We start from the raw sequence: 24,317 nt of genomic DNA on the forward strand, positions 1-24,317 counted from the left end.
CGTGTTTGCTTAATTTTCCTGCAAATTTGAAAACCACCGCATGAATTCCAAAATTTTTTATCTGCTGCTGTTGTTTTTCCCTATTTGTGCATCTGCCCAGCAACCTGTTTACAAGGTAGATACACTGGTTACGAAGAAAGGCGTAAGTTTCCGCGGCCTTAGCGTTGTAGATGACAACACGGTATGGGTAAGCGGTTCCCGTGGTACAGTAGGACGTTCCGTTGATGGCGGCACCACCTGGAATTGGTACACCGTGGAAGGTTATGAGAAAGTGGAATTCAGGGATATTGAAGCGTTCGACGCGCAAAACGCCGTTATTATGGGCATTGGAAGCCCGGGTTACATTCTCCGGACGCACAACGGCGGCGGCACCTGGAAACTGGTGTATGAGAACCGCGACACGGCCATGTTCATGGATGCGATGGTCTTCTGGAACATCCATTCCGGTATCGCCGTGGGTGATCCGATCAACGGAAAACTGTTTGTTACCCGCAGTTTCGACGGGGGAAAAACCTGGAAGGATATTCCGTTAGAACACCGTCCCGTAGCCGATAGCGGCGAGGCCATGTTCGCGTCCAGCGGCACCAATGTACGCCCCCTCGATCTGGATGAGGCTGTAATTGTGACCGGCGGATTAGCCGCACATTTGTACATTCGCGACCAAAGAATTCCCTTGCCCATCATGAAAGGCACGCAAACATCCGGCGCTAATTCCGTAGCGGTGAAAACACCAAAAAAAAGAAAGAAAAGCACGGAACTGATTATTGTTGGTGGGGACTTTACGCGGGATACCGTAACCACAGGGAACTGTGTATATACCACTGATCTCGGTAAAACCTGGCAAACGCCAGTTACACCGCCCCATGGATACCGGTCCTGTGTGGAATATTTTGGGGAGAAAAAGATTATTGCCTGTGGCACTTCGGGCGTGGATGTTTCTGTTGATGGGGGAAAGCATTTTGCACTGGTTTCCAGAGAAGGGTATCATGTGTGTTTGAAGGCTAAGAATGGGAAAGCGGTGTTTCTCGCGGGGAATGGTAAGGTTGGGGTGTTGCGGGTGGGGAATAAATAATGCTCTGACGTTGCGCCGTGGCGTCGTTGCGAGAAACAAAAACTCAACAGGCCGCACTTCAACCACTCCTTGCGTCTTTGTTCCTTTGCGTCTTCGCGTGAAATTCTTCCAAAAAAAAATGTCGGCCTTTCGGACCGACACCTTGTTCGAAAACAAGAATTACAACCTCAAATTGTGCCACGAAGATAATTCGCAGATTTAGTATTTTCTATACCCGGAACCGGGTAAAACACGAAAAGTTTAATTCAGCCCCCTGAAGTCCACCGGAACGAGTTTGCTTACCCCGGGTTCCTGCATAGTAACGCCGTAAATCACATCTACTGCGCTCATGGTCATCTTGTTGTGGGTTACAATGATGAACTGGCTGGTTTCGCTGAATTTGCGGATCATATTGGTGAATTTGCCCACGTTCGCATCGTCCAGCGGGGCATCCACTTCATCCAGGATACAGAATGGCGCGGGTTTGATCAGGTAGATGGCGAATAGCATAGCCGTTGCCGTGAGTGTTTTTTCCCCGCCACTCAATTGGGTGATGGTACTCGGACGTTTACCTTTTGGCTTGGCGATGATGTCTATACCTGTTTCGGCCAGGTTCTCCGGGTTTTCGAGAATCATATCACATTGGTCCTCTTCGGTGAACAGCGCTTTGAATACCTTGATAAAGTTTTCTTTTACCTGATTGAAAGTATCGAGAAACTTCTGGTTGGCCGTGGCTTCCACTTCCTGGATGGTTTGGAGCAATGATTCTTTTGCGGTAACAAGGTCATTCTTTTGTTCGAGAATGAATTCGTAGCGCTTTTTCATTTCCTGGAACGCTTCAATGGCGGTGGGGTTCACTTCGCCCATATTCTCCAGGCGTTTTTTCATCCTTTCGGCACTGGCCTGAAGGTCTTCCAGCGGCACATTGCCGGTTCTGTCCTGGTCGATGATATCATCAAGGTTCACGCGAAATTCCACGCTGAGGCGTTCTTTCATAGATGCAAGCTGAAGCTTGAGTTCGTTGAGCCGATCTTTGATTTCGCTCATGGCATGCTCCATCTGATCTTTCACCTTCTGCTTCTGGCGCAGCGCTGTTTCTTTTTCGTTCAGCACATTGCGCAGGTTATAATAAGCCTGGTCGGCTTCGTTCAGTTTTTTCTCTTCGGTTTCCTTGCGCTGCATCAGTTCGAGGAGCGCCTGTGAGGCGTTCTCAAACAACTCGGCGGACTCCTGGATATTTTCGGCTGTGGATGCCTGTTGGGCGGCATTCTGTTCAATCTGGCTTTTCAGGTCGGCGATCTGGTTGCGTTTGAACACCAGTTCCTGTTTCAGCGCGTTCACCTTGCTCTGCTGGCGCGTTACCTGTAGGTTATAATCATTGAACTGAGCGCTGGCCTGGTTGTATGCCTGTTCCGCCGCTGTATAGTCGGCTTCCAGGGCAATCATTTTTTCATTCACCTGCTCCCACTCATCGGTAAGGCGCAACAGCGCCTCGCGCACGTGTTCCACTTCCTGGTTGGTGCGCGCTATATTGGCTTCCTGCTCCTGCAAACGCTGCGTGCTGCTTTGTTGCTGGGCAGACAGGTTTTCAATTTTGTTTTGCAGGGCGAACACCTGGTTGGTGAGCCGGCTGATCTCTTCCTGTGTTTGTTTGATGGCCTGCTCTTTCAATTGTTCATTGAAAGCGATCACCTGGTTGTGCTTCGATTGAATGGTGGCTTTCAGGTTATCTACCACTATCTGCTGTGCGTCAATCTGCTCCTGTAGTTTTTCCAGGTTTTTGGCGCGACCGATCTTCTTTCCTTCAAACAGTCCCACGCTTCCCCCGGTAAGGGTATATTGTCCTTTTACGTATTTACCGGTTTTTTCCAGGATCACTTTTCCACCGTTCAACTGCAATGCGGCCTCGTCCTGTGCAATAAACACATTGCCCAGCAGGTGTTGTGCGAGCGGTTTGTATTTGTCCTCCACTTCAATTACCTGGAGCGCGGGAATGGTGCCTTCCGGTTGTTCAGCGCCGGCACCGGCTTCCTTCACCTGATCGAGAAGGAAAAAGTTGGCTTTTCCTTTTTTATTGTTGTCGAGCAGGTGCACCGCGGTGAGTCCTTCTTCCAGGTTCTCCACGATATAATAATTAAGGTAAGGTTCCAGCACGTTCTCTACTGCGGCGCGGAATTCTTCCTTCACATAAATGATGTCCTGTAAAATAGGCGCGGTATGGTTCCAGTTCGGATTCTTGTGCAGGAACTTTACGGATTCCGGATAGCCTTCCATGGAGTCGATCAGACTTTTCAGGAGCGCGTGTTCATTCTTGCGGGCATCCAGTTTCCTGTTCTCTTCCGCAAGCTGGTTGCGGAGTTCTTCCAGTTCACCCTGCGTTTGCAGTATCTGTTCTTTGGTGTTTTCGTGTTGTTGCTGCAGATCAGCCAGACTGGTCTTTTTTTCCGCCAGTTCCTTTTCCTTTTCCTGCTTTTCCACTTCCAGGGTTTTCACCTGTTCGGCACGTTGTGCATTTTCTTCCGTCAGCAGTTGAATAGAACGTTGCAGGTTCTGGATGGAAGTATCGGCAACGGCGACTTTTTTCTCCGCCTCAAACTGGTTGCGCTGGATTTGCTGGCTTGCCTTGCGGATATCATCAATGGCCACACGTTTTTCATCGAAGGATCGGCGCTTCGCGTCAACCGCATCGCGCATATCGTCGAGGTTGAACTGAAGGGTTTCCAGTACGCCCTCTCCTTCTTCGATCTGCTGGCCGGTGAATTCGATGGATTCTTCCAGTCCTTTTAATTGTCCGTCGGCTTTTTCGAGGAATTCTTTGAGCGAAGTTTCCCTTTCACGCAGGTAATGCAGTTTTTGAGAAGCGAGGTTCTTTTCGTTCTCTTTGGTGCGCAGGGTTTGAAGCAGGTCGTTGAATTCGTGCTGCATCGATTGAAGCGCGCGCTCTTTTTCAATGAACCCAACTTTTTCCTGTTCCACGGCCGCTTCTTCCAGCGCTATCTCTGCTTCCAGCTTCGTCTTCTTATCGGTTTCCTCGTCCTGTTGCTGGTTGAGTTCCCTGTAAGTGATGTTGAATCCTTCGAGTGCGGCCTTCGCGAGTTCTATGCTTACTTCCTTGTATTCCTTTTTGATTTCATAGAACTTTTCGGCTTTCTTCGCCTGGTTCTCCAGCGATTTCAACTGGTTGTTGATCTCAAAAAGCAGGTCCTCGATCCGGTTCAGGTCCTGTTCCGTGGCATCCAGTTTTTGTTTGGCTTCTTTCTTCCTCGTTTTGTAAATGGAAATGCCCGCGGCCTGCTCCAGCATTCTGCGGCGGCTGTTGTCTTTATCTTTAATGATGTCGTCCACCATACCCAGTTCGATGATCGCGTAGGAATCGGTGGAAACACCGGTATCCATGAACAGGTTGTGGATGTCTTTCAGACGACAGGAAACATCATTCAATCTGTATTCACTTTCCCCGCTCTTATAGAATTTCCGGCTGATGGTTACCGTATTGAATTCGGTGGGCAGCAGGTTCTTGGTATTTTCAAAGGTGAGCGACACTTCAGCCAATCCGCTCGCCGAACGGGTTCTAGAACCGTTGAACACCAGGCTTTCCAGGTTCTCGGAGCGGAGGTTGCTGATCTTGTGTTCACCGATCACCCAACGGATGGAGTCAACAATATTGCTCTTTCCGCAGCCATTCGGTCCAACAATACCGGTGATGTTCTGGTCGAAATTCACGACGGTCTTATCGGCAAAACTTTTGAATCCCTTGATTTCTAAACTCTTTAATCGCACAGTACTTCAGTTTTTCAGGATGGCAAATATAATTTTTAGAACGGGTACCCCCTATGCCCTATCCCGCTAGTTATTCCATAGTTATGCACGGATTGTTCACATTTCAACTAAACAAATGTGGATAAACCCCGGACACGAATGAACTGAAAGTTAAATATGACATGGTACTGAACACATTGTGTTTATCTCCGGGGGAATACCTACCTTAGCCGCACGGTTGCTAACTAAGTTTTATGAAGAACATCAAACTGATAGAAGTGCCCTCCGAAATCGGAGCCGGTACCAGAGGAGCGAGCCTGGGGGTGGATGCCATTAAGATCGCCGCATTGGATTTCATGAGTAATTTTTTCGTGCATTTTCCTTCGGAAAAGATTCCGCATGAAAATAAATTATTATTTGAACCTATTGAAAGTCCGTACGCGAAACGCATCAACGGGCTGCTCACCATGTACGAAAGGGTGAGTAAAGCCGTAAGCGAAACCATTTCCAATAATTTTTTCCCGGTGGTCCTCAGTGGCGATCACAGCATTGCCGGGGCCACGATGGCGGGTATCCGCATTGCGAAGCCCAAGTCTAAACTCGGGGTGATCTGGATCGATGCCCATGCCGATCTGCACACACCTTATACAACACCTTCCGGGAACCTGCATGGCATGCCATTGGCCGTTGCGTTGGATGAGGACAATGAAGACTGCAAACACAACAAGCTGGACGATACCACAGCCGATGCCTGGAACAAACTGAAACGTTTTGGCAAGATTCATCCAAAGGTAATGCCGGAAGACCTGGTATTCATTTCCCTGCGCGACTATGAAAAGGAAGAAAAATACCTGATTGAAAAACACGGCATCAAGGTGATCACCACCAATGAAGTGCGGAGAAAAGGGCCGGAAAGTATTGTCCGTTCTGTACTGCGTTACCTCAGTTCCTGCACGGATATTTATGTGAGCTTTGATGTGGATTGTTTAGACGCATCCATCTCCCGCGGAACGGGAACACCGGTTGGCAATGGGTTGCGCGAGCGCGAAGCCGAAGACCTGGTATCGAAATTTATGCAGAACCGGAAGATATGTTGCTTTGAAGTAACGGAAGTGAATCCGACATTGGACAGGGAAAACCTGATGGCGGAAATCGCGTTCAACATTCTGCAACGCAGTGTGAATGTGCTGATGGTGAACTGACGTTCAGGAAGGCTGCATCGTGCTGGTAATCCGGAAAATTATAAATTCCGCGGGTCGCACTGCTGCAAGGCCAATTTGGATAATCATTTTCCCTTCCAGGATGTCCTGCGCGGTCATGGTTTGGTGCAGGCCGCATTGCACAAAATAAGCCTGTTCTGGTTTTGCGCCCATCAAGGCGCCTTGTCTCCATAGACCAGAAAGAAAATTTTCGACCATACCTTTCACTTTCAACCAGGTATTGGCATCATTCGGTTCAAATACGAATTGCTGTAATGCTTTGGTACAACTTTCTTCCACCATCATGCACAAACGCACAACCGGAATATAGCGCCATTCATTGTCGTTCCCGGCCAGTGTTCTCGCACCCCATACCAATATACCTTTTCCGGTGAATGCGCTGATACAATTGATGGATTTTCCTTCGTCTGCATCAACATTAAACAGGTCGCGCATGTCAGCGCTCAACTGCATGGTAAGCCCGGTTACACCTTTTAACGCCACATTGGCCGGCGCTTTCCAAACGCCACGATGGGCATCGGTTGCGGCGTAAGCACCGGCAACGGCGGCCGATGGGGGCAACACTAGAGGGAACCGCGCAAGCGCCAATTTCATTTTTTTGTAGAGAACAGGATCCTTTTCCCGGAATGCATGCATTGGCTGACGATGCGTTTTCCCTTTCTGCGAAATAGTGACCATCACGCTCGTTTCGTCGTAAATGTATTGCACCGAGGTGATCAGATTGGGGAAATAGGCTGCGCCGAATTTGAGCGATACCGCCCCGATTCCTTCCCGGAAGTTTCTGGCAATTGACGGTGCATCTGAAGCAGCCCCCTCGCCTGTTTCATGCAGGTCAACAATACAAAAACGGTCGCGTAACCTGGCGCACAGCGCCAGTGCCTGATCGATGAGCGCGTAGTGCGCTGCTTCTTCCATCCGCTGCGCTTCGGGGAAAAGAATCAAAGCTGGCGCATCCACACTTTCCAGTGCATGAAGGGCCAAAAGCATATTATCCAGTTCAATCGGCTCATTGCCCGTGCTGAAACTACCGGCGGAAACCACATAACATGCGCCTCCTCCATTCATGAAATACAATTGCAGCGCGTAATACAGCAGGTGATTGTTCGGCTTCCCGTTAAAACTTACATGCACTTCACCTGCCCCTCGTATCATTTGCCGGGGTCGTGTTGTAACTGTGAGCTGAAGGTTCATTTCGGGAGCCGCGCTGCCAAACATCGTTTCAAATTCAACCAGCGAGCTGATTCGTGTGGGGATGCCTGTAAGATCGGCGCCGTCCCTGTCAACGGCTTTCATAGTATAACCTACATAAGCGGGAACCGCTGTGGGTACGGCGTTTATACCCGGCGGGAAGTAGGGTGTTTCTTCAATATACACACCTGGCGTTTTGTAATCGGGTGGCATAACAGCAGTTTATTTTAGAGAAAATCCCATAAACTTTGTGGGGCATACCCCAGTTCGCGCTTCGCTTTTTCTATTACGAAAATTGTTTCCCGCGGGCGCTTTGCGGGTTGTGTGAACTCCTTTTCCGTAACAGGCGTAATAAGGATTTGATCAAGGTGATGCCGCTTCGCGATAAAAACGGCTATTTCATAAGGCGAGGCTGCATCTTTACCGGAAATATGGAAAATACCCTGTGCTTTTTGTTGTGCGGCGAGCAGGATTCCCCTTGCCAGATCATGCACCAAAGTGGGTGTTCTGAGCTGGTCGGACACGACTTTGATGGGTTGATGCGTTTTTAGCGCATTCAGTACCCACGATGCGAGCGTACTCCGTGTGCCCTCGATCGCGTTTCCGAGTACGAGCACCGTTCTTACAATGCACCATTCACCTGGATAATCCATTACGGCTTTCTCCGCAGCCAGTTTACTGCTGCCGTAATAATTTACGGGATCAGGCAATGCTGTTTCATCATAAGGTCCATCGTTGCCGCTGAATACAAAATCGGTAGAAACATACAGGAAATAAGCATTTACGGCTTTTGCGGCGTCCAGCAGGAAGCGTGTGGCGGTTACATTTACGTTCCAGCATTCAATCGGGTTTATTTCCGCCTGGTCCACCTGCGTAATAGCGGCGGCGTGTATAATAATGTCCGGCCTTTCTTTCAGCACCAGATCTGTAACGGCAATAGCATCCGTTATATCGAGCGGAACGTAGGTCCAGCTGGCAGGACGCATCCTTGCGGCGCCTTTTCCTGTGGCCACCACGTCAAAATCCTCCGCACTGAATTGCTGCAACAGGTATTGCCCTAAAAGCCCGTTCGCGCCGGTAATCAAAACTTTTCTTTGCATGTTTTCCGATTCAATTACAATTTTACTGAATATTATCGGCCCGGGCTGTTTACAAAAAGATCAAGTACAGGTTCGCCTAAGAAATCGTTTGATTCAATTCATTTCCTTATTTTTGGGGCTTCGCTGAATTCTGATGAGATATTTTTTAAAGAATCCCAGTAATCATTAGAATTCGTTGAATTAAACCCGAGAATTATTGACATGGAAAAGAAAGTGACCAAAATTGGCGTAATGACCTCCGGTGGCGATTCACCAGGCATGAACGCCGCGGTAAGGGCCGTAGTGCGTACCGGACTGTATCATGGAATGGAAGTATTCGGGATCATGAGAGGATATGCCGGTTTAATTGAAAATGATATTTTTCCCATGCACTCCAAAAGCGTGGCGAACATCATACAAAGGGGCGGAACCATCCTGAAGACCGCCCGCTGCAAAGAATTCCTGGAACACGAAGGGCGAAAAAAAGCCTACGAAAACCTCAAAAAGCACGGCATTAACGGATTGGTGGTAATTGGTGGTGACGGTTCTTTTAAAGGCGCCCAGAAGTTCTCCAATGAATTTGACATCCCCTGTATCGGACTTCCCGGTACCATTGATAAGGATATCGCCGGAACCGATTTTACGATCGGTTTCGATACTGCTGTAAACACGGCAGTGGAGGCCATCGATAAAATCCGTGATACCGCGGATGCACACGACCGCCTCTTCATCATCGAAGTAATGGGACGCGACGCAGGTTATATCGCCCTGCACAGCGGTATCGCCACAGGCGCGGAGCATATCCTGATTCCTGAAAAGAAAACGGATATCGACCACCTTATTTCTTCCCTCCAGGAAAAAGAAAAAAGGCAGAAACTGGTGAACCTGGTGGTAGTGGCTGAAGGTGATGGCTTCGGCGGCGCCGAAGAAGTGGCCAAACTCGTGAAGGAAAAACTGAACGCCGATACGCGTGTTTGTATCCTCGGACACATCCAGCGTGGTGGCGCACCCAGCTGCCTCGACAGGCTTATCGCGAGCAGAATGGGCTACTCCGCAGTAGAGTGCCTGATGGAAGGAAGGCACAACGTGATGGTGGGGATCGTTAACAACAAAATGAGCTACACCCCACTCGACAAGGCCGTGAAAGCCAAACAAAAGATCGGGGACGACTGGATGAAGATTGTAAAAATATTGGCATCCTAAAATACTACGGGGCAGCCGGCTGATGTGTCGCCTGCCCCTTTTTCATGCAAGATTGATTATCGTACGCAACAACTCAAACAAACACAGAACATGTCAAAACACGTAGAAAAGTACCTGCACAAGCAGATGGACCGCGAAGCAGGAAAAGAGCACACCATCCACCGCACCAAAATCGTGGCAACAGTGGGCCCGGCCTGCGATACCTACGAAAAACTCCTTGAACTGGTGAGGGCAGGCGTGAATGTATTTCGCCTTAACTTCTCTCATGGTTCACATGAAGACAAAGCAAAGATCATTGAGCATATCCGCAACATCAATAAAACCGAACCTTACACCATCGCCATCCTGGCCGACCTGCAAGGGCCGAAACTCCGCGTGGGCGAAATCCAGGGCGGTGCCATGGAAGTGAAAGCCGGTGATGTACTCACTTTTACTTTCGAAAAATGTGTAGGCACCATGGAAAAAATCTATGTGTCCTACCCTAACCTCCACCAGGATGTGAAGATCGGTAACATCATCCTCATTGATGATGGTAAGATCGAAGTGAAAGTAGTTGAAATCACTCCTACCAACGATGTGAAAGTGGAAGTAACGCTGGGCGGTATCCTTTCTTCTAAAAAAGGCATCAACCTTCCCGATACAAAAGTTTCACTGCCCGCTCTCACGACCAAAGACCTGGAGGACCTCGAATTTATCCTTACACAAAATGTAGACTGGATCGCACTTTCCTTTGTTCGCGATGTGAAAGACATCACCAGCCTGAAGACCAGGCTCACGGAAGCGAAAAGCAAGGCCAAAGTGATCGCCAAAATCGAAAAGCCAGAAGCGCTTAGAAATATCCGCGACATCATCATCGAATCAGATGCCATCATGATCGCCCGCGGCGACCTGGGTGTGGAAGTACCCGTTGAAAAGGTGCCCATGATCCAGAAAGACCTGATCCGCAAATGTATCCACCGCGCCAAGCCCGTGATCGTGGCCACCCAGATGATGGAAAGCATGATCGACCGCGTGAAGCCCAACAGGAGTGAAATCACCGACGTGGCCAACGCCGTGCTGGAAGGCGCCGACGCGGTGATGCTATCCGGTGAAACCGCTACAGGTCAACACCCGGCACTTGTGGTAAGCACCATGAAGAAGATCATCATGGAAGTGGAAGCCACAGAATACAACTACAACAGGGAAGACGACCTGGCACCGCAGCCCCACTCCCCTTCTTTCCTCAGCGACGCCATCTGCTACAACGGTTGTAAAATCGCCAAAGATGTTCATGCTGATGCGTTGATTGGGATGACGCAGTCTGGTTATACGGGTTTCATGCTCTCCAGCTATCGTCCTAAATCACCATTGTACATCTTTACAAAAGAACGTACATTGGTGAACCAACTCAGTTTGAGCTGGGGTGTACGTGCCTTCTATTATGATGAAGAAGAAAGTCTGGATGATATCATCTCCGACCAGATCGAGATTTTGAAGGAACGCGGCTTCCTGAAAACAGGTGATGTGGTGATTAATACAGGTAGTACGCCGGTGAAGATGCATTTGCCGACAAACGTGTTGAAGATTACGAAGTTGTAGCCTCACCCCAACCCCTCTCCCTTGGGAGAGGGGCAACACAGGTTTGTGTTGCTTTATTCGAGATGATGGGCTCTGTTGAGATGTAACTTTATAGTGCATAAATAAAAAATCCCCTGGTAGTTTACCAGGGGATTTTTTGTTGAAAGCCGTTGCGGTATTACTTCTTCACCATATCGTTCATCACTTGCACGGCTTCTTCAAGGTAAATGTCTTCACTTAGCAACTTCATCCACTTTTTGTAGTTTTCGAGTTTGTTTTTGTCGGCGGAAAGGGCTTCCATCACAGAAGCGTGGGCTTCCAGTTCAAGTGGTGTTTTTAGTTTGTTCACACCTTCAATTTCCTTCACTTTCTCGCGGATCATTTTTTGTTGCGCCCTGTATTGGGTGAGGTTCAGCGAAGCTGTTTTCTCATCGTTTTTCGCGCCGAGCCATTCCCCGTTTTTACGGATGGTTTCAAAAGCGGTATGTGCTTTTACGCGCGCTTCACTTTTGGCCTTTAACGCGGCGACATCTACAGGTTGTTTCCAGGTCGTGTAATCGGCTTTGGCAATTTCATCCCAGGGCAATGCATCCGGATTGTCTTTTTCACGCACTTTAGCGGTTTCCAATACATCAGGAATAACGATATCGGAAGCTACGCCACGGAGTTGGGTAGAACCACCGTTGATGCGGTAGAATTTCTGCAATGTGAGTTTTACAGAACCGAGGTCACTGTTGGGATTGAGCATACCGGAACTGAAATCCAGTCCTATATTGCGTTGAACGGTTCCTTTACCATAGGTGGACGTACTGCCGATGATTACACCGCGCTTATAATCCTGTATCGCCGCGGCGAATATTTCAGAAGCGGAAGCACTGTATTCATTCACCATTACAGCCAGCGGTCCATCGTACAGAACGGATTTATCTCGATCAGGGAGTACTTTTGGTTTGCCGTCACGGTCTTTTACCTGCACGACAGGACCATCGGGGATAAAGTAACCCACGATCTGGATCACATCATACAGGGAGCCGCCACCATTGTTGCGGAGGTCCATTACGATGCCATCTACATTGGCTTCTTTCAGTTTCACAATCTCTTTCCCTACGTCTACCGCGCTTTTCGCGCCATCGGCTCTTTCAAAATCGGCATAGAAATCTTTGAGGAAAATATAGCCTATTCTTTTATCGCCTTCTTTTACAACGAGGCTGCGGGCGAAGCCTTCGTCCTGCACAATTTCGTCACGTACCAGGCTCACCACTTTCAGACTGCCTTCTTTTTTCTTCACGGTAAGTTTCACTTCGGTGCCTTTCGCGCCACGGATCACTTTCACGGCATCCGTAATATCAAAACCAGACAGGTCAACCGGTTCCTGGCTGCCCTGTCCTACTTTCATGATGATGTCGCCTTCTTCCAGTTCACCGGATTTCCAGGCCGGGCTCCCAGCCACAATGCTGATGATTTTGATGGTACCTTCCGGCGTTTCCTGCAACTGGGCGCCGATACCGAAGAAACGGCCACTCATTTGTTCATCAAAATACCTTTTATCAACAGGCGGGAAAAAGTTCGTGTGTGGGTCCATGGTAGAAGAGATGGTATTCACCAGCAGGTTAAAACGTTCTTCTTCCGTGAATTTATTTTTCAGCCTGTCGAACATGTCGTGGATGGTCTTCTTCACTTTTTCGCGGGCCTCTGTTTCCAGTTCGGCATCGGTTTTTACCTTAAAGCCTTCGGTACCTTTGTTTTTCTCGCGCAGGTCCAGCAGGTCTGCGTATCGCTCAAGCGTGAGGTATTTCAGTTTTTTGCGCCAGGCATCTGTTCTTTCAGCGGGTGTAGCCGCATAGTTATTCTTTTCCGGATCCAGCGCGATGGTTTCGTTGGTGGAGAAATCAAAAGGTTTGGCCAGCAGTCCTTCATAGATGCCGGACACTTCCATCATTCTTTTCTGGTAAACGGCGCTGATGGCGGGAAAGAACTGCAACGCGCCACCATTGATTTCATCGTCAATCTTCGTCTCGTATTTCTTCAGTTCCTGGATATCGGATGCGAGGAAGATGTTCTTATCGCGGTCCAGGTCCTCCAGGTATTTTTTAAAGATGACTTTTGAAAAATCGTCGTTGATATTTTTAGGACTGTAATGTCCCTGTGATAACATCTCGCCCAGGTTTCTCAATATCCTTTCATATTTGGTGGGCGGTGCTCCGTGTGTGCCAAGGGAACGGTAAGCCAGGAAAAGGCCACACACCAACAGCAGTGCAACCACCGGTAAACTCTTTTTGCTAAACATAGTTTGTACTAATTTATTCATGCCTGTCAAAAATAACGAATTAATAAAGGGTTTCTTGTTAATGCTTTGCTTAATAATCTTTTGAAATTTATTTTGTTGATTTTGAATATTTACTATTTTTGCAGCCTGTTTACGGAGGGCGTAGCTCAGTTGGTTAGAGCGTCAGTTTGTGGCACTGAAGGCCGTGGGTTCGAAACCCATCGTCCTCCCCGGAAAGAGAGCTGTAATATTACAAGTATTACGGCTCTTTGTTTTTAAACAATCGCTTGTTGCGCATTTTTCCCATCACGGTTATTGCATTTATAAAGAAATTGTAACCCAGGTTTGACATGATCTACTTACTTCCCATTATCGCGGCGTTCACCGGCTGGATCACCAATAAGATCGCTATTAAATTATTGTTCCATCCCCGGGTGCCTGTCCGGTTCATGGGGATGACCATCCAGGGTGTTTTTCCGAAACGACAACAACAGTTCGCGGAAAAACTGGGGAAACTGGTGAGCAGGGAGTTGCTTTCTTTTGATGATATTAAACAGAAGATAGCCCGTCCGGAGAACGTACACAAAGTAATGCCCCTGGTTGAAAAGCACATCGACCATTTCCTCCAGGTGAAGTTGGGCGAAAAGATGCCCATTGTTCGGGCATTTGTGGGAGAAAGCACGCTGAACCAGATGAAGTCCATCCTGATGGAAGAACTGGAGGCGCTGTTCCCCGCCCTGATGGAAGATTACATGCACCAGGTGAAAACCGACCTCGACCTGGAACAGATCGTGACCCGCAAGATCGCCGCTTTCTCCACCGATAAGCTGGAAGCCATATTGATGCAGATCATGTCGAAAGAATTCGTCTTCATCGAAGTGATCGGGGCGGTGCTGGGTTTCATCATCGGATTGATCCAACTGGGCCTCACATTCCTCTGATTCAGCGCTTTTTTCTTAGTCTTTCTGCCAGTTTCGCAAGATTTTTCTTTGTGCGGCGTCTTATTCACCATTCATCCAAATTATGGGCTATGGATGGTTGGATTATCAGATATTTGCGCCCACTTAACACAAACACATGAGAAGGATCGTACTGCTTTTCGCACTAATCACTGCTTTTCAATCAATTGTTACCGCTCAACCTCCCGCAGGCATGCGCCCCGGCGCCGGAAACGCCCAGATGAATATTGGTCGTTTTTATGGTAAGATTGTGGATGCCACTACAGGAAAACCTGTTGACGCCGCATCCGTGCAGCTTTTACAAAACCGTTTTGATTCCGTTTCAAAATCAAGAAAAGATGTTGTGGTGGGCGGTCAGCTTACCAGGGCCAATGGTGATTTCAGCCTGGAGAACCTCTCTCCCATGGGCAATTACAAGTTGGTGGTAACCGCCATCGGTTATAAAACAGTGGATCAGAAAGTGGCTTTCGAATTTAAACCCGGTGGTAACGCCCAGCAAATGATGGGCGCACTGGATAAGGACCTTGGCAATATCAAACTGGAGTCTGAAGCCAAAGTGCTGGAAGGCGTTACCGTAACAGCCTCCAAACCCACCCTGGAAATGGCGATTGACCGGAAAGTATTCAATGTGGAAAAGAACCTCATGAGTACCGGGGGAACCGCGGAAGATGTATTGCGTACCGTGCCTTCCGTAGCCGTGGACATTGATGGTAACGTGACAATGCGCAACACGGCCCCCCAGATATTTGTAGACGGAAGGCCTTCCACGCTGACCATCGACCAGATTCCCGCCGACGCGATCCAGAGCATAGAACTCATCACCAACCCCTCAGCAAAGTATGACGCATCCGGCGGTATGGCCGGTATCATTAATATTGTGATGAAGAAAAACCGCCGTATCGGTTACAACGGAAGTGTACGTGCGGGTGTCGACAAACGCGGCCGGTTGAACGGAGGTGCGGACATCAACGTGCGCCAGGGAAAAGTAAACGTGTTCGCCAGCGGCAACATCAACCAGCGTAAGTCCATCAGCGAAGGAACAACGGATCGAATGGAATACACCGCCAAGGGGAATAAAAGAATCGATCAAACGAACGATTCCGAAAACAAAGGCACCTTCGCCATGGGCCGCTTCGGTATTGATTATTTCCTGGACAACAGGAACACACTTACCTACACGCAATCGCTGATGCGCGGCAGTTTTAAATCTTCTGACGTACAAACCACCACCAACCGCTTCCTCGCAGGGCAGGATTTTGATTATATAGGTCAGCGGAACGGCCTCTCCGACCGCACCTTCAACAACCTTGGTTCATCGCTGGCATACAAACACCTTTTCGCCAAACCCGGCAAAGAAATTACTGCCGACCTGAACTACAACAGAAGCAAAAACGACAACAACGGCGATTTCATCACGAAGTTCTATAACCTGAACATGCAGCCCTTCGGCACCAAACCAGATGCCATGCAGCGCCAGATGGGCGAAGGGGAAAACGGGTTCTTTACGGCGCAGACCGATTTCGTGAACCCTTTCTCCGATAAAATGAAACTGGAAATGGGCGCCCGTATCGCCATCCGCGATTTTACTTCAGTGAACAACAACTATATTTTCAACCAGTCTACGGGCAACTACGAATTGCAGGCGGCCGCCAGCAACCAGTACGAGTTCAACGATAAAGTGTATGCCGCTTACGCCAGCTTCTCCAACCAATACAGGAAACTCGGTTACCAGATTGGCTTAAGGGCAGAAAGCTCCGACTATACCGGTCTGTTGATTGACCAGAACCAGGAGTTCAATACGAAGTACCCGATCAGCTTGTTCCCAAGTGCCTTCTTTACCTACAAACTTTCTGAAACGCAGGATATTCAACTGAACTATACCCGTCGTGTAAACAGGCCCAGTTTCTTCCAACTGATTCCTTTCACTGATTATGTGGATTCGCTCAACATCAGCCGTGGCAACCCCGCGCTGAAACCGGAGTTCACGCATTCTATGGAACTTTCTTACCAGAAAACATTCAGCCGCAGCCATAATTTACTCGGATCGGTGTACTATAAGAATACCACTGACCTGCTCTCCCGCTACCAGTTCACGGAGTACTCCGACCTGGTGGGCGATTCAGTGATCATCAACTCTTACCAGAACGCGAGTGAAAGTTATTCTTATGGCATGGAACTTACTTCCCGCAACGCATTCACCAAATGGCTGGAAGTAACCTCCAACCTCAACCTGTACAATTCCATCATCGACGGTAGTAATATTGAAAAGGGATTGCGGAACGAACAATTCTCTTACTACGCGAAGTTGAACACCAACTTCAAGTTGCCTTCCAATTACAGTATTCAACTTACAGGCGAATACCAATCGAAGACGGCGATCCCCGTAAATACCGGCGGACGTGGTGGCGGTGGCGGATGGATGGGGCCACAGGCTTCCACCACACAAGGTTATATTCGTCCCAACTATGGACTGGACATCGCGTTCAAGAAAGATTTCCTGAAGAACAACGCGGCTTCCGTAACACTTACTTTCTCAGATATCCTGAGAACGCGCTTGTACGACGCATATTCAGTTTCCAGCTCATTTGAGCAGAATACGAACCGCCGACGCGACCCACAGTTCGTACGCCTGAACTTCAGCTACCGCTTCGGGAAATTCGACGCGAGCCTGTTCAAGCGTAAGAACAACAGAGGTGGCATGGATGGTATGCAGGATGTGCAGATGTAATTTAAACTTCCTTCCCGGTTAACATGGGAACAAAAGAGAAGCGGTCGAACGTTTCTTTGATAATGGAGCCATCGGCTTGTTTGGTGAGGCGCAGCATACGTTGTGCCTCACCTTCGTTTAGGGGAATCACCATTTGTCCGCCCACGGCCAGTTGATCGATCAGCTTCTGTGGTATTTCCGGCGCAGCCGCGGTGATAATCACTTTGTCGAAAGGCGCATAGGTAGGAAGCCCTTCGAAGCCATCGCCGTAAAAAAACTTAAGCCAGCGGTATTTTTTGGGATAGGCGAAAGTCCTGATCTCATAAAACAATTGCTTTTGCCTTTCTATCGTATACACACGCGCACCCATTTCGGCCAGTACACAGGCCTGGTAAGCGCTGCCGGTACCAATTTCCAGCACCTTGTCCATGGGTTTCACGTTCAGCAATTGCGACTGGTACGCCACCGTGTAAGGTTGTGAAATGGTTTGTCCCACGGAAATGGGAAAGGCTTTGTCTTCATAAGCTACTTCAAGAAAAGCCGATTCCAAAAAGAAGTGACGGGGGATATTGTTCATCGCCTCCAACACGTTTTCGTCTGTAATGCCTTTTTCGCGGATCTGATCCATCAGTTTTTTCCGCATACCCTTGTGTCTGTAATCGTCGAGTGTTGGTTTCATCTATGTTGCTGAATTAGAAGCAGTGCTGTTCGCTTTAGGAAGAATGTGCAGCGCAAAGGTAGAAAAAGTTTGAGGGAGTACTTTCACCCGCCTTATATTTGCCAACTACGCGCATGAAATACAATTTTGTTACCATCGAAGGCAATATAGGAGCAGGGAAAACCACGCTTTCCCACCTGCTCGCAAAAAAGTTTCAGGCCCGCCTGGTATTAGAGGAATTCGCGGACAACCCTTTCCTGCCGAGGTTCTATGAGAATCCACAGCAATATGCCTTTCCCCTTGAGTTGTTCTTTATGGCGGAACGGTACAAGCAACTGAAGGAAATGGTGCACAGCAAGGATCTGTTCAATACCATTACCATATCGGATTACCTGTTCACCAAATGCCTGTTGTTCGCGAAGGTGAACCTCCCGGAAGAAGAATACCGGCTTTACCAGAAGCTGTTCGAGATCATCCACCAGCAGATCATTCAACCCGATTTACTGATTTACCTGCATGCCCCGGTCAAAAAACTGAAAGAGAACATCCGGAAAAGGAACAGGCCCTACGAACAGGGTATCCAGGACGAATACCTGTTCAGCTTACAGGAAACGTACACGCATTATATCAAGCAACACAACATCAAAACGATATTCATCGACTGCAGCAATGCAGATTTCCTGGGCAACGAAAAACACCTCCAGGTGGTGCTGGACGCACTGGAAAAGGACCTGGATCACGGGCAGCATTATTTTACATTGCCCTGATTTTCACAAAATTCCCTATCTTGCCCCCTGTTTTGAATAAAATTTTTGAATCGCCGAAGTAACTGAAAAAACTGAGCATGACACACGAAGACGATTTTGAATCCAGTCTGGCCGGAGATGCCGGGCAGCCCGACCAAAAAGCGAGCTGGTTTAAAAGGATCAAAAAGGGCATTCTTACTTCTACTTCAGAAAAAAAAGAGACCCCCGAAGGGCTTTGGAGCAAATGCCCCGAATGTAATTATATATGTACGGCCAACGAATTGAAAGAGAATGTATATGTATGCCCCAAATGCAACCACCACCACCGGGTGGGCAGTACGGAATACTATGATTTCCTGTTCGATAATGGCGAATACACTGAATTATTCGGCAACATCCTTTCAAAAGACAAGCTCGGTTTCGTGGACCTGAAGCCTTATAAGAAAAGGCTGGAGGACATCTGGGCCAAAACCGACCTGAAAGACTCCATGCGCGTGGCCACCGGTAAAATGGAGGGCGAAGATATTGTGATCGCCTGTATGGATTTCGAATTCATCGGCGGCTCACTGGGTTCCGTAATGGGAGAAAAATTCGCCCGTGCGGTGGATTACGCCATCCAGCACAAAATGCCTTATATGGTGATTTCCAAATCAGGCGGCGCCAGGATGATGGAAAGCGCCTTCTCCCTGATGCAACTGGCCAAGACCTCCGGAAAACTTTCACAGCTTTCCGATGCAGGACTTCCTTATATCTCCTTGCTCACCGATCCCACTTTCGGCGGTATCTCCGCTTCCTTTGGGATGCTGGGCGATATCAACATTGCGGAACCAGGGGCGCTCATCGGCTTCGCGGGTCCCAGGGTAATTAAAGAAACCATCAAAAAGGACCTTCCACCCGGATTCCAACGCAGTGAATTCCTCCTGGAACACGGGTTCCTCGATTTTATTGTAGACAGAAAAGAAATGAGGCAGAAGCTGGCGCAGATGATCCGGCATTTTAAATAGAACCAGTGGCAGACATCAGGAACAAATCGGCTCGCTTTGAATTCTTCATCGACGATACTTACACAGCGGGCATGGTACTTACGGGCACGGAAGTGAAATCGTTGCGGGCGGGAAAAGCCAGCTTCAACGACTCGTTCTGTATTATCCATAAAGGCGAATTGTTCCTGAAGAGCTTCCACATCTCTCCTTATGCCTTCGGCACCTACAATAACCACGATCCCCTTCGCGACCGGAAACTGCTCCTCAATAAAAAGGAACTCCGGAAAATCGAAAGTAAACTCAAAGAGAAAGGGTATACCGTTGTGCCCCTCAGGGTTTTCTTTAACGAGAAAGGGTTTGTGAAAATCGAAATAGGTTTGGGTAAAGGAAAGAAACTCCACGACAAACGGGAATCCATTAAAGAACGGGACACGGAACGCGAATTAAGGAGGTATAAATAATTTTGGATGATATATTTTGAATGATGGTTTGCAGCTTTGCCTGAATCCACGTTCAAAATTCTAATTCATCATTTAACATGCTTCTCTGGCCCCTTTTTTGCGCATTCCCCTACAATTCATAACTTTCCCGTATGCACAAAATCACCCTTTTAACTTTATTCTCCTTCCTTTATACTATTTCTTTCGCTCAAACCGTAACCGGCAGTTGGTATGGAAAAGCTTCGGTGCGCCTGGGTAGTGATGGCAGTAATAACTATTTAACTGAATTGCAGATACGCCAGAAAGGCGATGAAGTGGAAGGCGTACTCGGTTACTACTTTCGCGACCAGTACCAGAGCATGTTTGTGCGCGGAAAGTACGATAGCAAAACAAGGGAAATGGTGATCAGGAACATCCCGATGATGTATTTCCGTTCCACCGCCAGTTTCACCATCGATTGCTTCATGAACCTGAGCCTGGTGCTCAACAGTTCTCAGGTGGGAAAAAGTTTGAAAGGACATTTCTTCAGCCTGGAAGAATACAAGAACACCTGTGGAGACCTCTTCGTCAGCTTCACCTTAGATCCAACGGATTATAGTCACGACAGTACATTTAAAGCGGGCTTTTCCACCACCAAAGTTTGGCGCCCTCAAGTGGAAGACGTTGTTATCTCGTCCAATCCCATTAAAAAAGATTCCATTAAAGTGGTGACTTCGATGCCTGTTCCCACAGAGAACTCGTTGAAGGAACTTTTTGATAAACGCAGAAGTATTATTGCCGATAATATTTATGTTGAAAGTGACTCTATCCGCGTGAGCCTCTATGATAACGGAGAAGTGGACGGCGACAGTGTTTCCGTTTTTTTCAACAATACGCCGGTGATCATGAAGCAATCACTTACCGCGAAGGCGCTCACGGTTTACGTGGCGTTGGATACCACGAAAGAGGTGAATGAGATCAGTATGTTCGCGGAGAATCTAGGGAAGTATCCGCCAAATACTGCGTTGATGGTGGTTTCAGATGGGGTGCGGAATTACGAGGTGTTTATGTCGAGTTCGCTGAGTCAGAATTCGGTGTTGCGGATAAGGCGGAAGAAGAAGTAATTTCTCGCAACGACGCGGCGACCCTACGCCTAGTTTGTTTTTAGCATCTCTAAACTTTATAACGGCGTAGCGCTAATCTTTTCAATAAATACCTTTATAATACAAATGGGTGGGTCATTAAACTGACCCACCCATTTGTATTATAAAGGCATATAAAGTAATTTTTTAAATCGTAGGAGATACCGGCGCTCCCCATGCAGCAAATAATTAAGGCGTTGCGCCGCTGCGTCGTTGCGAGAAATGATGCCCTTACTTACGCACCTTCATTTCCACCCGCCTGTTCTTCGCTTTACCAGCGGCCGTATTATTATCCGCCACCGGTTGATCAGGGCCAAATCCTTTACTGGTAAGCCTTGCGGCATCGATGCCTTTGCTCATGAGGTATTTCTTCACCGCATCCGCTCTGCTTTGCGAGAGCCTGGTATTGATAGCGGCTGAACCGGTGTTATCGGTATGCCCTTCAATATCAAGTTCAAGTGTTTCATCTTCTTTCAGCACTTTCACCACTTCATTCATGTATTTGTAGGAGTTGGCGGTAAACTTAGCGCTTCCGGAAGCGAAGAAAATCTGTGATGCGGCCATATTCACTTTTTCAATGATTTCCTGCTTTACTTCAGGGCATCCGTTGTTGGAAGCGGGGCCTGCCTCCATGGGGCAGTGGTCCACTTCATCGTTCAGGCCATCTCCATCGGTATCGGGGATAGGACATCCTTTGAAACGGGCCACACCGGCAACATCGGGACATTTATCTTCACTGTCTATGATACCATCCCCATCTTTATCAGGAGGGGGACAGCCCTGGAAAGCAGCCAGTCCTTTTACATCCGGACATTTATCCTCTTTATCGGCAATGCCGTCGCCATCTTTATCGGGGCATCCTTTCAGGCTGGCAGGACCAGATTCATTGGGGCAGGCATCTTCCGTATCCGGAATACCGTCTCCGTCCGTATCCAGCGGAGCTGTTGGGATTACCACCGGTTCAACTTTTGGCGCTTCTTTTTTCTTCCCGATATTACCAAGGAACCCTACGCCCCAGTAAAAATGGTAATTGGTATTATCGGATATGCCTAACCGGTATTGCGATTGAAGTTGGATGAATGTTTCATCGAAAAGGTTTACCTGGATCCCCGTTCCCAAAGGAATGTACGTGCCCCAGTAGCCGCTGTAAGAAGAAATACCGACACCGGCTGTAAGGTAAGGCGATACCCAGTAATTATCAGGAAGCATTTTCGCGTTGGCGGTGGCATCAATTTCCATCAGGAACTTTTCCTGTGTGCCTGCAGGCCTGTTCTTGAAAGGATATTTGAGAAAACTTCCGGAAAGATTGGCCGCGAAATCTAAGTGATTGGTCACTCCCTTCCAATAGCTGATGGCAAGTCCGGGGGACATTTCAGAAAGCTTCGCGAATTTTTTATCGTTGATGGCGGCGCTGAGTGAGTTGGCGCGTAAATAAGTTGCCGAAGGAAAATCCTGCATGATAAAATGCACACCAAGTGCTGGTCTTTTGGTGTAATCGGGTTTCACTGGCGTTTGCGCCATCACATCTCCGAACGCAACGGAAAGGAGCAGCGCTGATGCGGCGAACTTCTTCATAATTAGAGTTTTAGTTAATAGTACTGAACAAATTTAAGGAGGTGGAGGTGAAAATAAAATAAATTATCCATTACCATTAATCGGCCGGTTTTTTCTTTCCCATCACTTCCACTTTTACCCGCGCCAGCCCTGAACTGAGCATACCGAGTTTAGCCGCGGCCACCCTGCTGAGGTCAATTACGCGTTTGTTGCGGTAATGCAGGCGGTCGTTGACCTTTACATACACCCATTTTTTGTTTCGGAGGTTGGTGACCTTTACCCAGGTGCCAAAGGGTAACTTATTGTGTGCGGCGGTGAATTTGGACTGGCTGAAAATCTCTCCGTTGGCCGTTTTTCTCCCATTGAATTTATCAGAATACCAACTGGCCGTTCCGGTTTGAACGGTTCCCTTCTTTCCAAATGGCAGTGTATCGGTGCTGCACAGCCCGCCGGCCCTGGCAAAGCAGGAAAAGCAGAGAAAAAACAATATGGCCGGCAGTTTCAGAGGCATAATGGAAAAAGCTATTTTTACGCTTACCGGACGACCTGGCCGCCCAAAAAGTTGCTAATGATAAACAATATAAGACCAGTTTCGCGAAAATACAACCTGTTGCTAATTTGTTGCTTCGCCTGTTTTGTTCACAGTTGCGCGCAAACGAAAAAGATTCCACTCAACAAGTATGGATTGGAAGTGGTGAGCGACATTAAACTTTACAGGCAACTGGTGCGTTCAGGAAAGGTTCCCGGACTTTTTCCCATCGCGCAGCTTCCGGCATTGAAAACGGAGCTGCGTTATGCGGGCACCAATAATTTCATGGGCAAAATACTTTATAAGGAGGGCGCCGCCGCTTATCTTATATCGCCTGCGGCCAACGCTTTACGCAAAGTGGTATATGAATTGAAAGAAAAAGGATTGGGGTTACTGGTCTGGGACGCATACAGGCCTTATAGTACAACGGAAGAAATATGGCAGGAAGTGCGTGATGAACGCTACGCCGCCAATCCAACAAAAGGCAGTGGCCACAACAGGGGCATCTCCATCGACTGTACCCTGTATGATCTTCAAACAGGAACAGCGCTTGAAATGCCCACGGATTTTGATGATTTCTCCGAAAAAGCCCACCATTCTTTCACCGCACTTTCCGCAACCGTGCTGAAAAACAGAAAAACACTGCTGGATGTGATGGAAAAATACGGTTTCAAGGCCCTGAGTACCGAGTGGTGGCATTACTCTTTCCCCAATACCGGACATTTTCCATTGCTTAATATTCCATTTAAAGCACTTCGATAAAAAGAAATTCCGGCCTAATCGGAAAGTATTATATTTGGTGCGGTTTCCCTATACCTTACCCTACTTGTTAACCCTAGTCCGATATACAAAATCAATATTGTGTTTAACCCCTTACAACATGAGGTGCTCCTCAAAAACCAGTGGCATGAAATCATTTATTTCAAGGCGGTTAATCTTATCAGGCACAATTATACCACCTATACCAAGCATATGGATGCGGGAAACTACCGTCAGGTAATGCGGGAACACGCTCAACTGCTGAAAGAAAAAAATCCGGCTTTTATACTCGAGGATACGCGCAACTTCCACTTTGTGATCAACCCGGAGCTTAGGACCTGGTTGCAGGATTACATGAAAGAGCAGATGAAAGAGATGGAAGTGTTGAGAACGGCGATTATCAGTGGAGATGATTTTTTAGTACAACTCAGTATCGAACAACTGATTCCGGATGATATCGAGAGAAATGTAATGAAGGAACTGAGGTATTTTGAAGAAGAGGAAGAGGCCCTGCTTTGGCTCACAGGACCTCTTTAGT

19 protein-coding genes and 1 tRNA gene are annotated in these 24,317 nt (G+C 48.0%); 13 read left to right on the forward strand and 7 right to left on the reverse strand.

Features of this window, described 5'->3' with window-relative positions; translation table 11 throughout:
- Positions 1-40: 40 nt before the first annotated feature.
- Positions 41-1,072: a YCF48-related protein gene (locus M4J38_RS08315; protein ID WP_251759087.1), complete on the forward strand. Its 1,032-nt coding sequence runs from the start codon at positions 41-43 to the stop codon at positions 1,070-1,072.
- A 240-nt stretch (positions 1,073-1,312) separates the two neighbouring features.
- Here the strand turns inward: M4J38_RS08315 and smc are convergent, their stop codons facing one another.
- On the reverse strand, positions 1,313-4,831 hold the full coding sequence (gene smc / locus M4J38_RS08320; protein ID WP_251759088.1) for a chromosome segregation protein SMC: 3,519 nt from the start codon (positions 4,829-4,831) through the stop codon (positions 1,313-1,315).
- A 233-nt stretch (positions 4,832-5,064) separates the two neighbouring features.
- Here smc and M4J38_RS08325 point away from each other — a divergent pair, with 233 nt between their 5' ends.
- Positions 5,065-6,012: an arginase gene (locus M4J38_RS08325; protein ID WP_251759089.1), complete on the forward strand. Its 948-nt coding sequence runs from the start codon at positions 5,065-5,067 to the stop codon at positions 6,010-6,012.
- Positions 6,013-6,015: 3 nt separating this feature from the next.
- Here M4J38_RS08325 and M4J38_RS08330 read toward each other — a convergent pair whose 3' ends face one another.
- A complete protein-coding gene (locus M4J38_RS08330; protein ID WP_251759090.1) occupies positions 6,016-7,431 on the reverse strand; it encodes a phage tail sheath C-terminal domain-containing protein in 1,416 nt (471 codons plus the stop codon).
- Positions 7,432-7,445: 14 nt separating this feature from the next.
- Entirely contained in the window at positions 7,446-8,318 is an 873-nt protein-coding gene (locus M4J38_RS08335; protein WP_251759091.1) for an SDR family oxidoreductase, read from the reverse strand.
- 201 nt (positions 8,319-8,519) lie between these two features.
- Between M4J38_RS08335 and pfkA the strand changes: the two genes are divergently transcribed.
- Both pfkA and pyk read left to right on the forward strand, forming a co-directional pair.
- On the forward strand, positions 8,520-9,500 hold the full coding sequence (gene pfkA, locus M4J38_RS08340) for a 6-phosphofructokinase (RefSeq protein WP_251759092.1): 981 nt from the start codon (positions 8,520-8,522) through the stop codon (positions 9,498-9,500).
- 90 nt (positions 9,501-9,590) lie between these two features.
- On the forward strand, positions 9,591-11,078 hold the full coding sequence (pyk, locus tag M4J38_RS08345) for a pyruvate kinase (RefSeq protein WP_251759093.1): 1,488 nt from the start codon (positions 9,591-9,593) through the stop codon (positions 11,076-11,078).
- Between the two features lie 157 nt (positions 11,079-11,235).
- On the opposite strand, the gene M4J38_RS08350 is transcribed toward pyk, so the two are convergent.
- A complete protein-coding gene (locus M4J38_RS08350) occupies positions 11,236-13,344 on the reverse strand; it encodes a carboxy terminal-processing peptidase (protein ID WP_251759094.1) in 2,109 nt (702 codons plus the stop codon).
- Positions 13,345-13,479: 135 nt separating this feature from the next.
- Between M4J38_RS08350 and M4J38_RS08355 the strand changes: the two genes are divergently transcribed.
- The 3 genes from M4J38_RS08355 to M4J38_RS08365 all read left to right on the forward strand — a co-directional run bounded on the left by M4J38_RS08355 (position 13,480) and on the right by M4J38_RS08365 (position 17,010).
- A tRNA-His gene (locus M4J38_RS08355) sits at positions 13,480-13,553 on the forward strand.
- A 120-nt stretch (positions 13,554-13,673) separates the two neighbouring features.
- Positions 13,674-14,264 carry a DUF445 domain-containing protein gene (locus M4J38_RS08360; protein ID WP_251759095.1) on the forward strand — a complete coding sequence of 197 codons (591 nt, stop codon included), beginning with the start codon at positions 13,674-13,676 and terminating at the stop codon, positions 14,262-14,264.
- Positions 14,265-14,400: 136 nt separating this feature from the next.
- On the forward strand, positions 14,401-17,010 hold the full coding sequence (locus M4J38_RS08365; RefSeq protein ID WP_251759096.1) for a TonB-dependent receptor domain-containing protein: 2,610 nt from the start codon (positions 14,401-14,403) through the stop codon (positions 17,008-17,010).
- Between the two features lies 1 nt (position 17,011).
- Here M4J38_RS08365 and M4J38_RS08370 read toward each other — a convergent pair whose 3' ends face one another.
- Positions 17,012-17,668, reverse strand: coding sequence for a protein-L-isoaspartate(D-aspartate) O-methyltransferase (locus M4J38_RS08370; RefSeq protein WP_251759097.1), 657 nt, complete (start codon positions 17,666-17,668; stop codon positions 17,012-17,014).
- Positions 17,669-17,781: 113 nt separating this feature from the next.
- Here M4J38_RS08370 and M4J38_RS08375 point away from each other — a divergent pair, with 113 nt between their 5' ends.
- The 4 genes from M4J38_RS08375 to M4J38_RS08390 all read left to right on the forward strand — a co-directional run bounded on the left by M4J38_RS08375 (position 17,782) and on the right by M4J38_RS08390 (position 20,919).
- Positions 17,782-18,414 carry a deoxynucleoside kinase gene (locus M4J38_RS08375; protein WP_251759098.1) on the forward strand — a complete coding sequence of 211 codons (633 nt, stop codon included), beginning with the start codon at positions 17,782-17,784 and terminating at the stop codon, positions 18,412-18,414.
- 77 nt (positions 18,415-18,491) lie between these two features.
- The gene (gene accD / locus M4J38_RS08380; protein ID WP_251759099.1) at positions 18,492-19,397 is read left to right on the forward strand and encodes an acetyl-CoA carboxylase, carboxyltransferase subunit beta; all 906 of its coding nucleotides are present in this window, start codon (positions 18,492-18,494) and stop codon (positions 19,395-19,397) included.
- 5 nt (positions 19,398-19,402) lie between these two features.
- The gene (gene smpB, locus M4J38_RS08385) at positions 19,403-19,837 is read left to right on the forward strand and encodes an SsrA-binding protein SmpB (protein ID WP_251759100.1); all 435 of its coding nucleotides are present in this window, start codon (positions 19,403-19,405) and stop codon (positions 19,835-19,837) included.
- Positions 19,838-19,968: 131 nt separating this feature from the next.
- Positions 19,969-20,919 carry a hypothetical protein gene (locus M4J38_RS08390; RefSeq protein WP_251759101.1) on the forward strand — a complete coding sequence of 317 codons (951 nt, stop codon included), beginning with the start codon at positions 19,969-19,971 and terminating at the stop codon, positions 20,917-20,919.
- A gap of 249 nt (positions 20,920-21,168) precedes the next feature.
- On the opposite strand, the gene M4J38_RS08395 is transcribed toward M4J38_RS08390, so the two are convergent.
- Positions 21,169-22,512, reverse strand: a complete 1,344-nt coding sequence (locus tag M4J38_RS08395; protein ID WP_251759102.1) for an OmpA family protein — start codon at positions 22,510-22,512, stop codon at positions 21,169-21,171.
- Positions 22,513-22,588: 76 nt separating this feature from the next.
- Positions 22,589-23,002, reverse strand: a complete 414-nt coding sequence (locus tag M4J38_RS08400; protein WP_251759103.1) for a septal ring lytic transglycosylase RlpA family protein — start codon at positions 23,000-23,002, stop codon at positions 22,589-22,591.
- A 57-nt stretch (positions 23,003-23,059) separates the two neighbouring features.
- Here M4J38_RS08400 and M4J38_RS08405 point away from each other — a divergent pair, with 57 nt between their 5' ends.
- Positions 23,060-23,782, forward strand: coding sequence for a M15 family metallopeptidase (locus M4J38_RS08405; RefSeq protein WP_251759104.1), 723 nt, complete (start codon positions 23,060-23,062; stop codon positions 23,780-23,782).
- A gap of 99 nt (positions 23,783-23,881) precedes the next feature.
- Complete coding sequence (locus M4J38_RS08410) at positions 23,882-24,316, forward strand: STAS/SEC14 domain-containing protein (protein ID WP_251759105.1); 435 nt, start codon at positions 23,882-23,884, stop codon at positions 24,314-24,316.
- Position 24,317 lies beyond the last annotated feature (1 nt).

Source organism: Parasegetibacter sp. NRK P23 (assembly GCF_023721715.1).
Taxonomy (GTDB): Bacteria; Bacteroidota; Bacteroidia; order Chitinophagales; family Chitinophagaceae; genus Parasegetibacter.

What these genes read in the sequence shown, in the direction of transcription:
- M4J38_RS08360 (WP_251759095.1), top strand. Translation starts at nt 13,674, where the DNA reads ATGATCTACTTACTTCCCATTATCGCGGCGTTCACCGGCTGGATCACC.
- pfkA (WP_251759092.1), top strand. Translation starts at nt 8,520, where the DNA reads ATGGAAAAGAAAGTGACCAAAATTGGCGTAATGACCTCCGGTGGCGAT.
- pyk (WP_251759093.1), top strand. Translation starts at nt 9,591, where the DNA reads ATGTCAAAACACGTAGAAAAGTACCTGCACAAGCAGATGGACCGCGAA.
- M4J38_RS08395 (WP_251759102.1), bottom strand. Translation starts at nt 22,512, where the DNA reads ATGAAGAAGTTCGCCGCATCAGCGCTGCTCCTTTCCGTTGCGTTCGGA.
- M4J38_RS08330 (WP_251759090.1), bottom strand. Translation starts at nt 7,431, where the DNA reads ATGCCACCCGATTACAAAACGCCAGGTGTGTATATTGAAGAAACACCC.
- M4J38_RS08350 (WP_251759094.1), bottom strand. Translation starts at nt 13,344, where the DNA reads ATGTTTAGCAAAAAGAGTTTACCGGTGGTTGCACTGCTGTTGGTGTGT.
- M4J38_RS08315 (WP_251759087.1), top strand. Translation starts at nt 41, where the DNA reads ATGAATTCCAAAATTTTTTATCTGCTGCTGTTGTTTTTCCCTATTTGT.
- M4J38_RS08405 (WP_251759104.1), top strand. Translation starts at nt 23,060, where the DNA reads ATGATAAACAATATAAGACCAGTTTCGCGAAAATACAACCTGTTGCTA.
- M4J38_RS08370 (WP_251759097.1), bottom strand. Translation starts at nt 17,668, where the DNA reads ATGAAACCAACACTCGACGATTACAGACACAAGGGTATGCGGAAAAAA.
- accD (WP_251759099.1), top strand. Translation starts at nt 18,492, where the DNA reads ATGACACACGAAGACGATTTTGAATCCAGTCTGGCCGGAGATGCCGGG.
- M4J38_RS08335 (WP_251759091.1), bottom strand. Translation starts at nt 8,318, where the DNA reads ATGCAAAGAAAAGTTTTGATTACCGGCGCGAACGGGCTTTTAGGGCAA.
- M4J38_RS08375 (WP_251759098.1), top strand. Translation starts at nt 17,782, where the DNA reads ATGAAATACAATTTTGTTACCATCGAAGGCAATATAGGAGCAGGGAAA.
- M4J38_RS08400 (WP_251759103.1), bottom strand. Translation starts at nt 23,002, where the DNA reads ATGCCTCTGAAACTGCCGGCCATATTGTTTTTTCTCTGCTTTTCCTGC.
- M4J38_RS08325 (WP_251759089.1), top strand. Translation starts at nt 5,065, where the DNA reads ATGAAGAACATCAAACTGATAGAAGTGCCCTCCGAAATCGGAGCCGGT.
- M4J38_RS08365 (WP_251759096.1), top strand. Translation starts at nt 14,401, where the DNA reads ATGAGAAGGATCGTACTGCTTTTCGCACTAATCACTGCTTTTCAATCA.
- M4J38_RS08390 (WP_251759101.1), top strand. Translation starts at nt 19,969, where the DNA reads ATGCACAAAATCACCCTTTTAACTTTATTCTCCTTCCTTTATACTATT.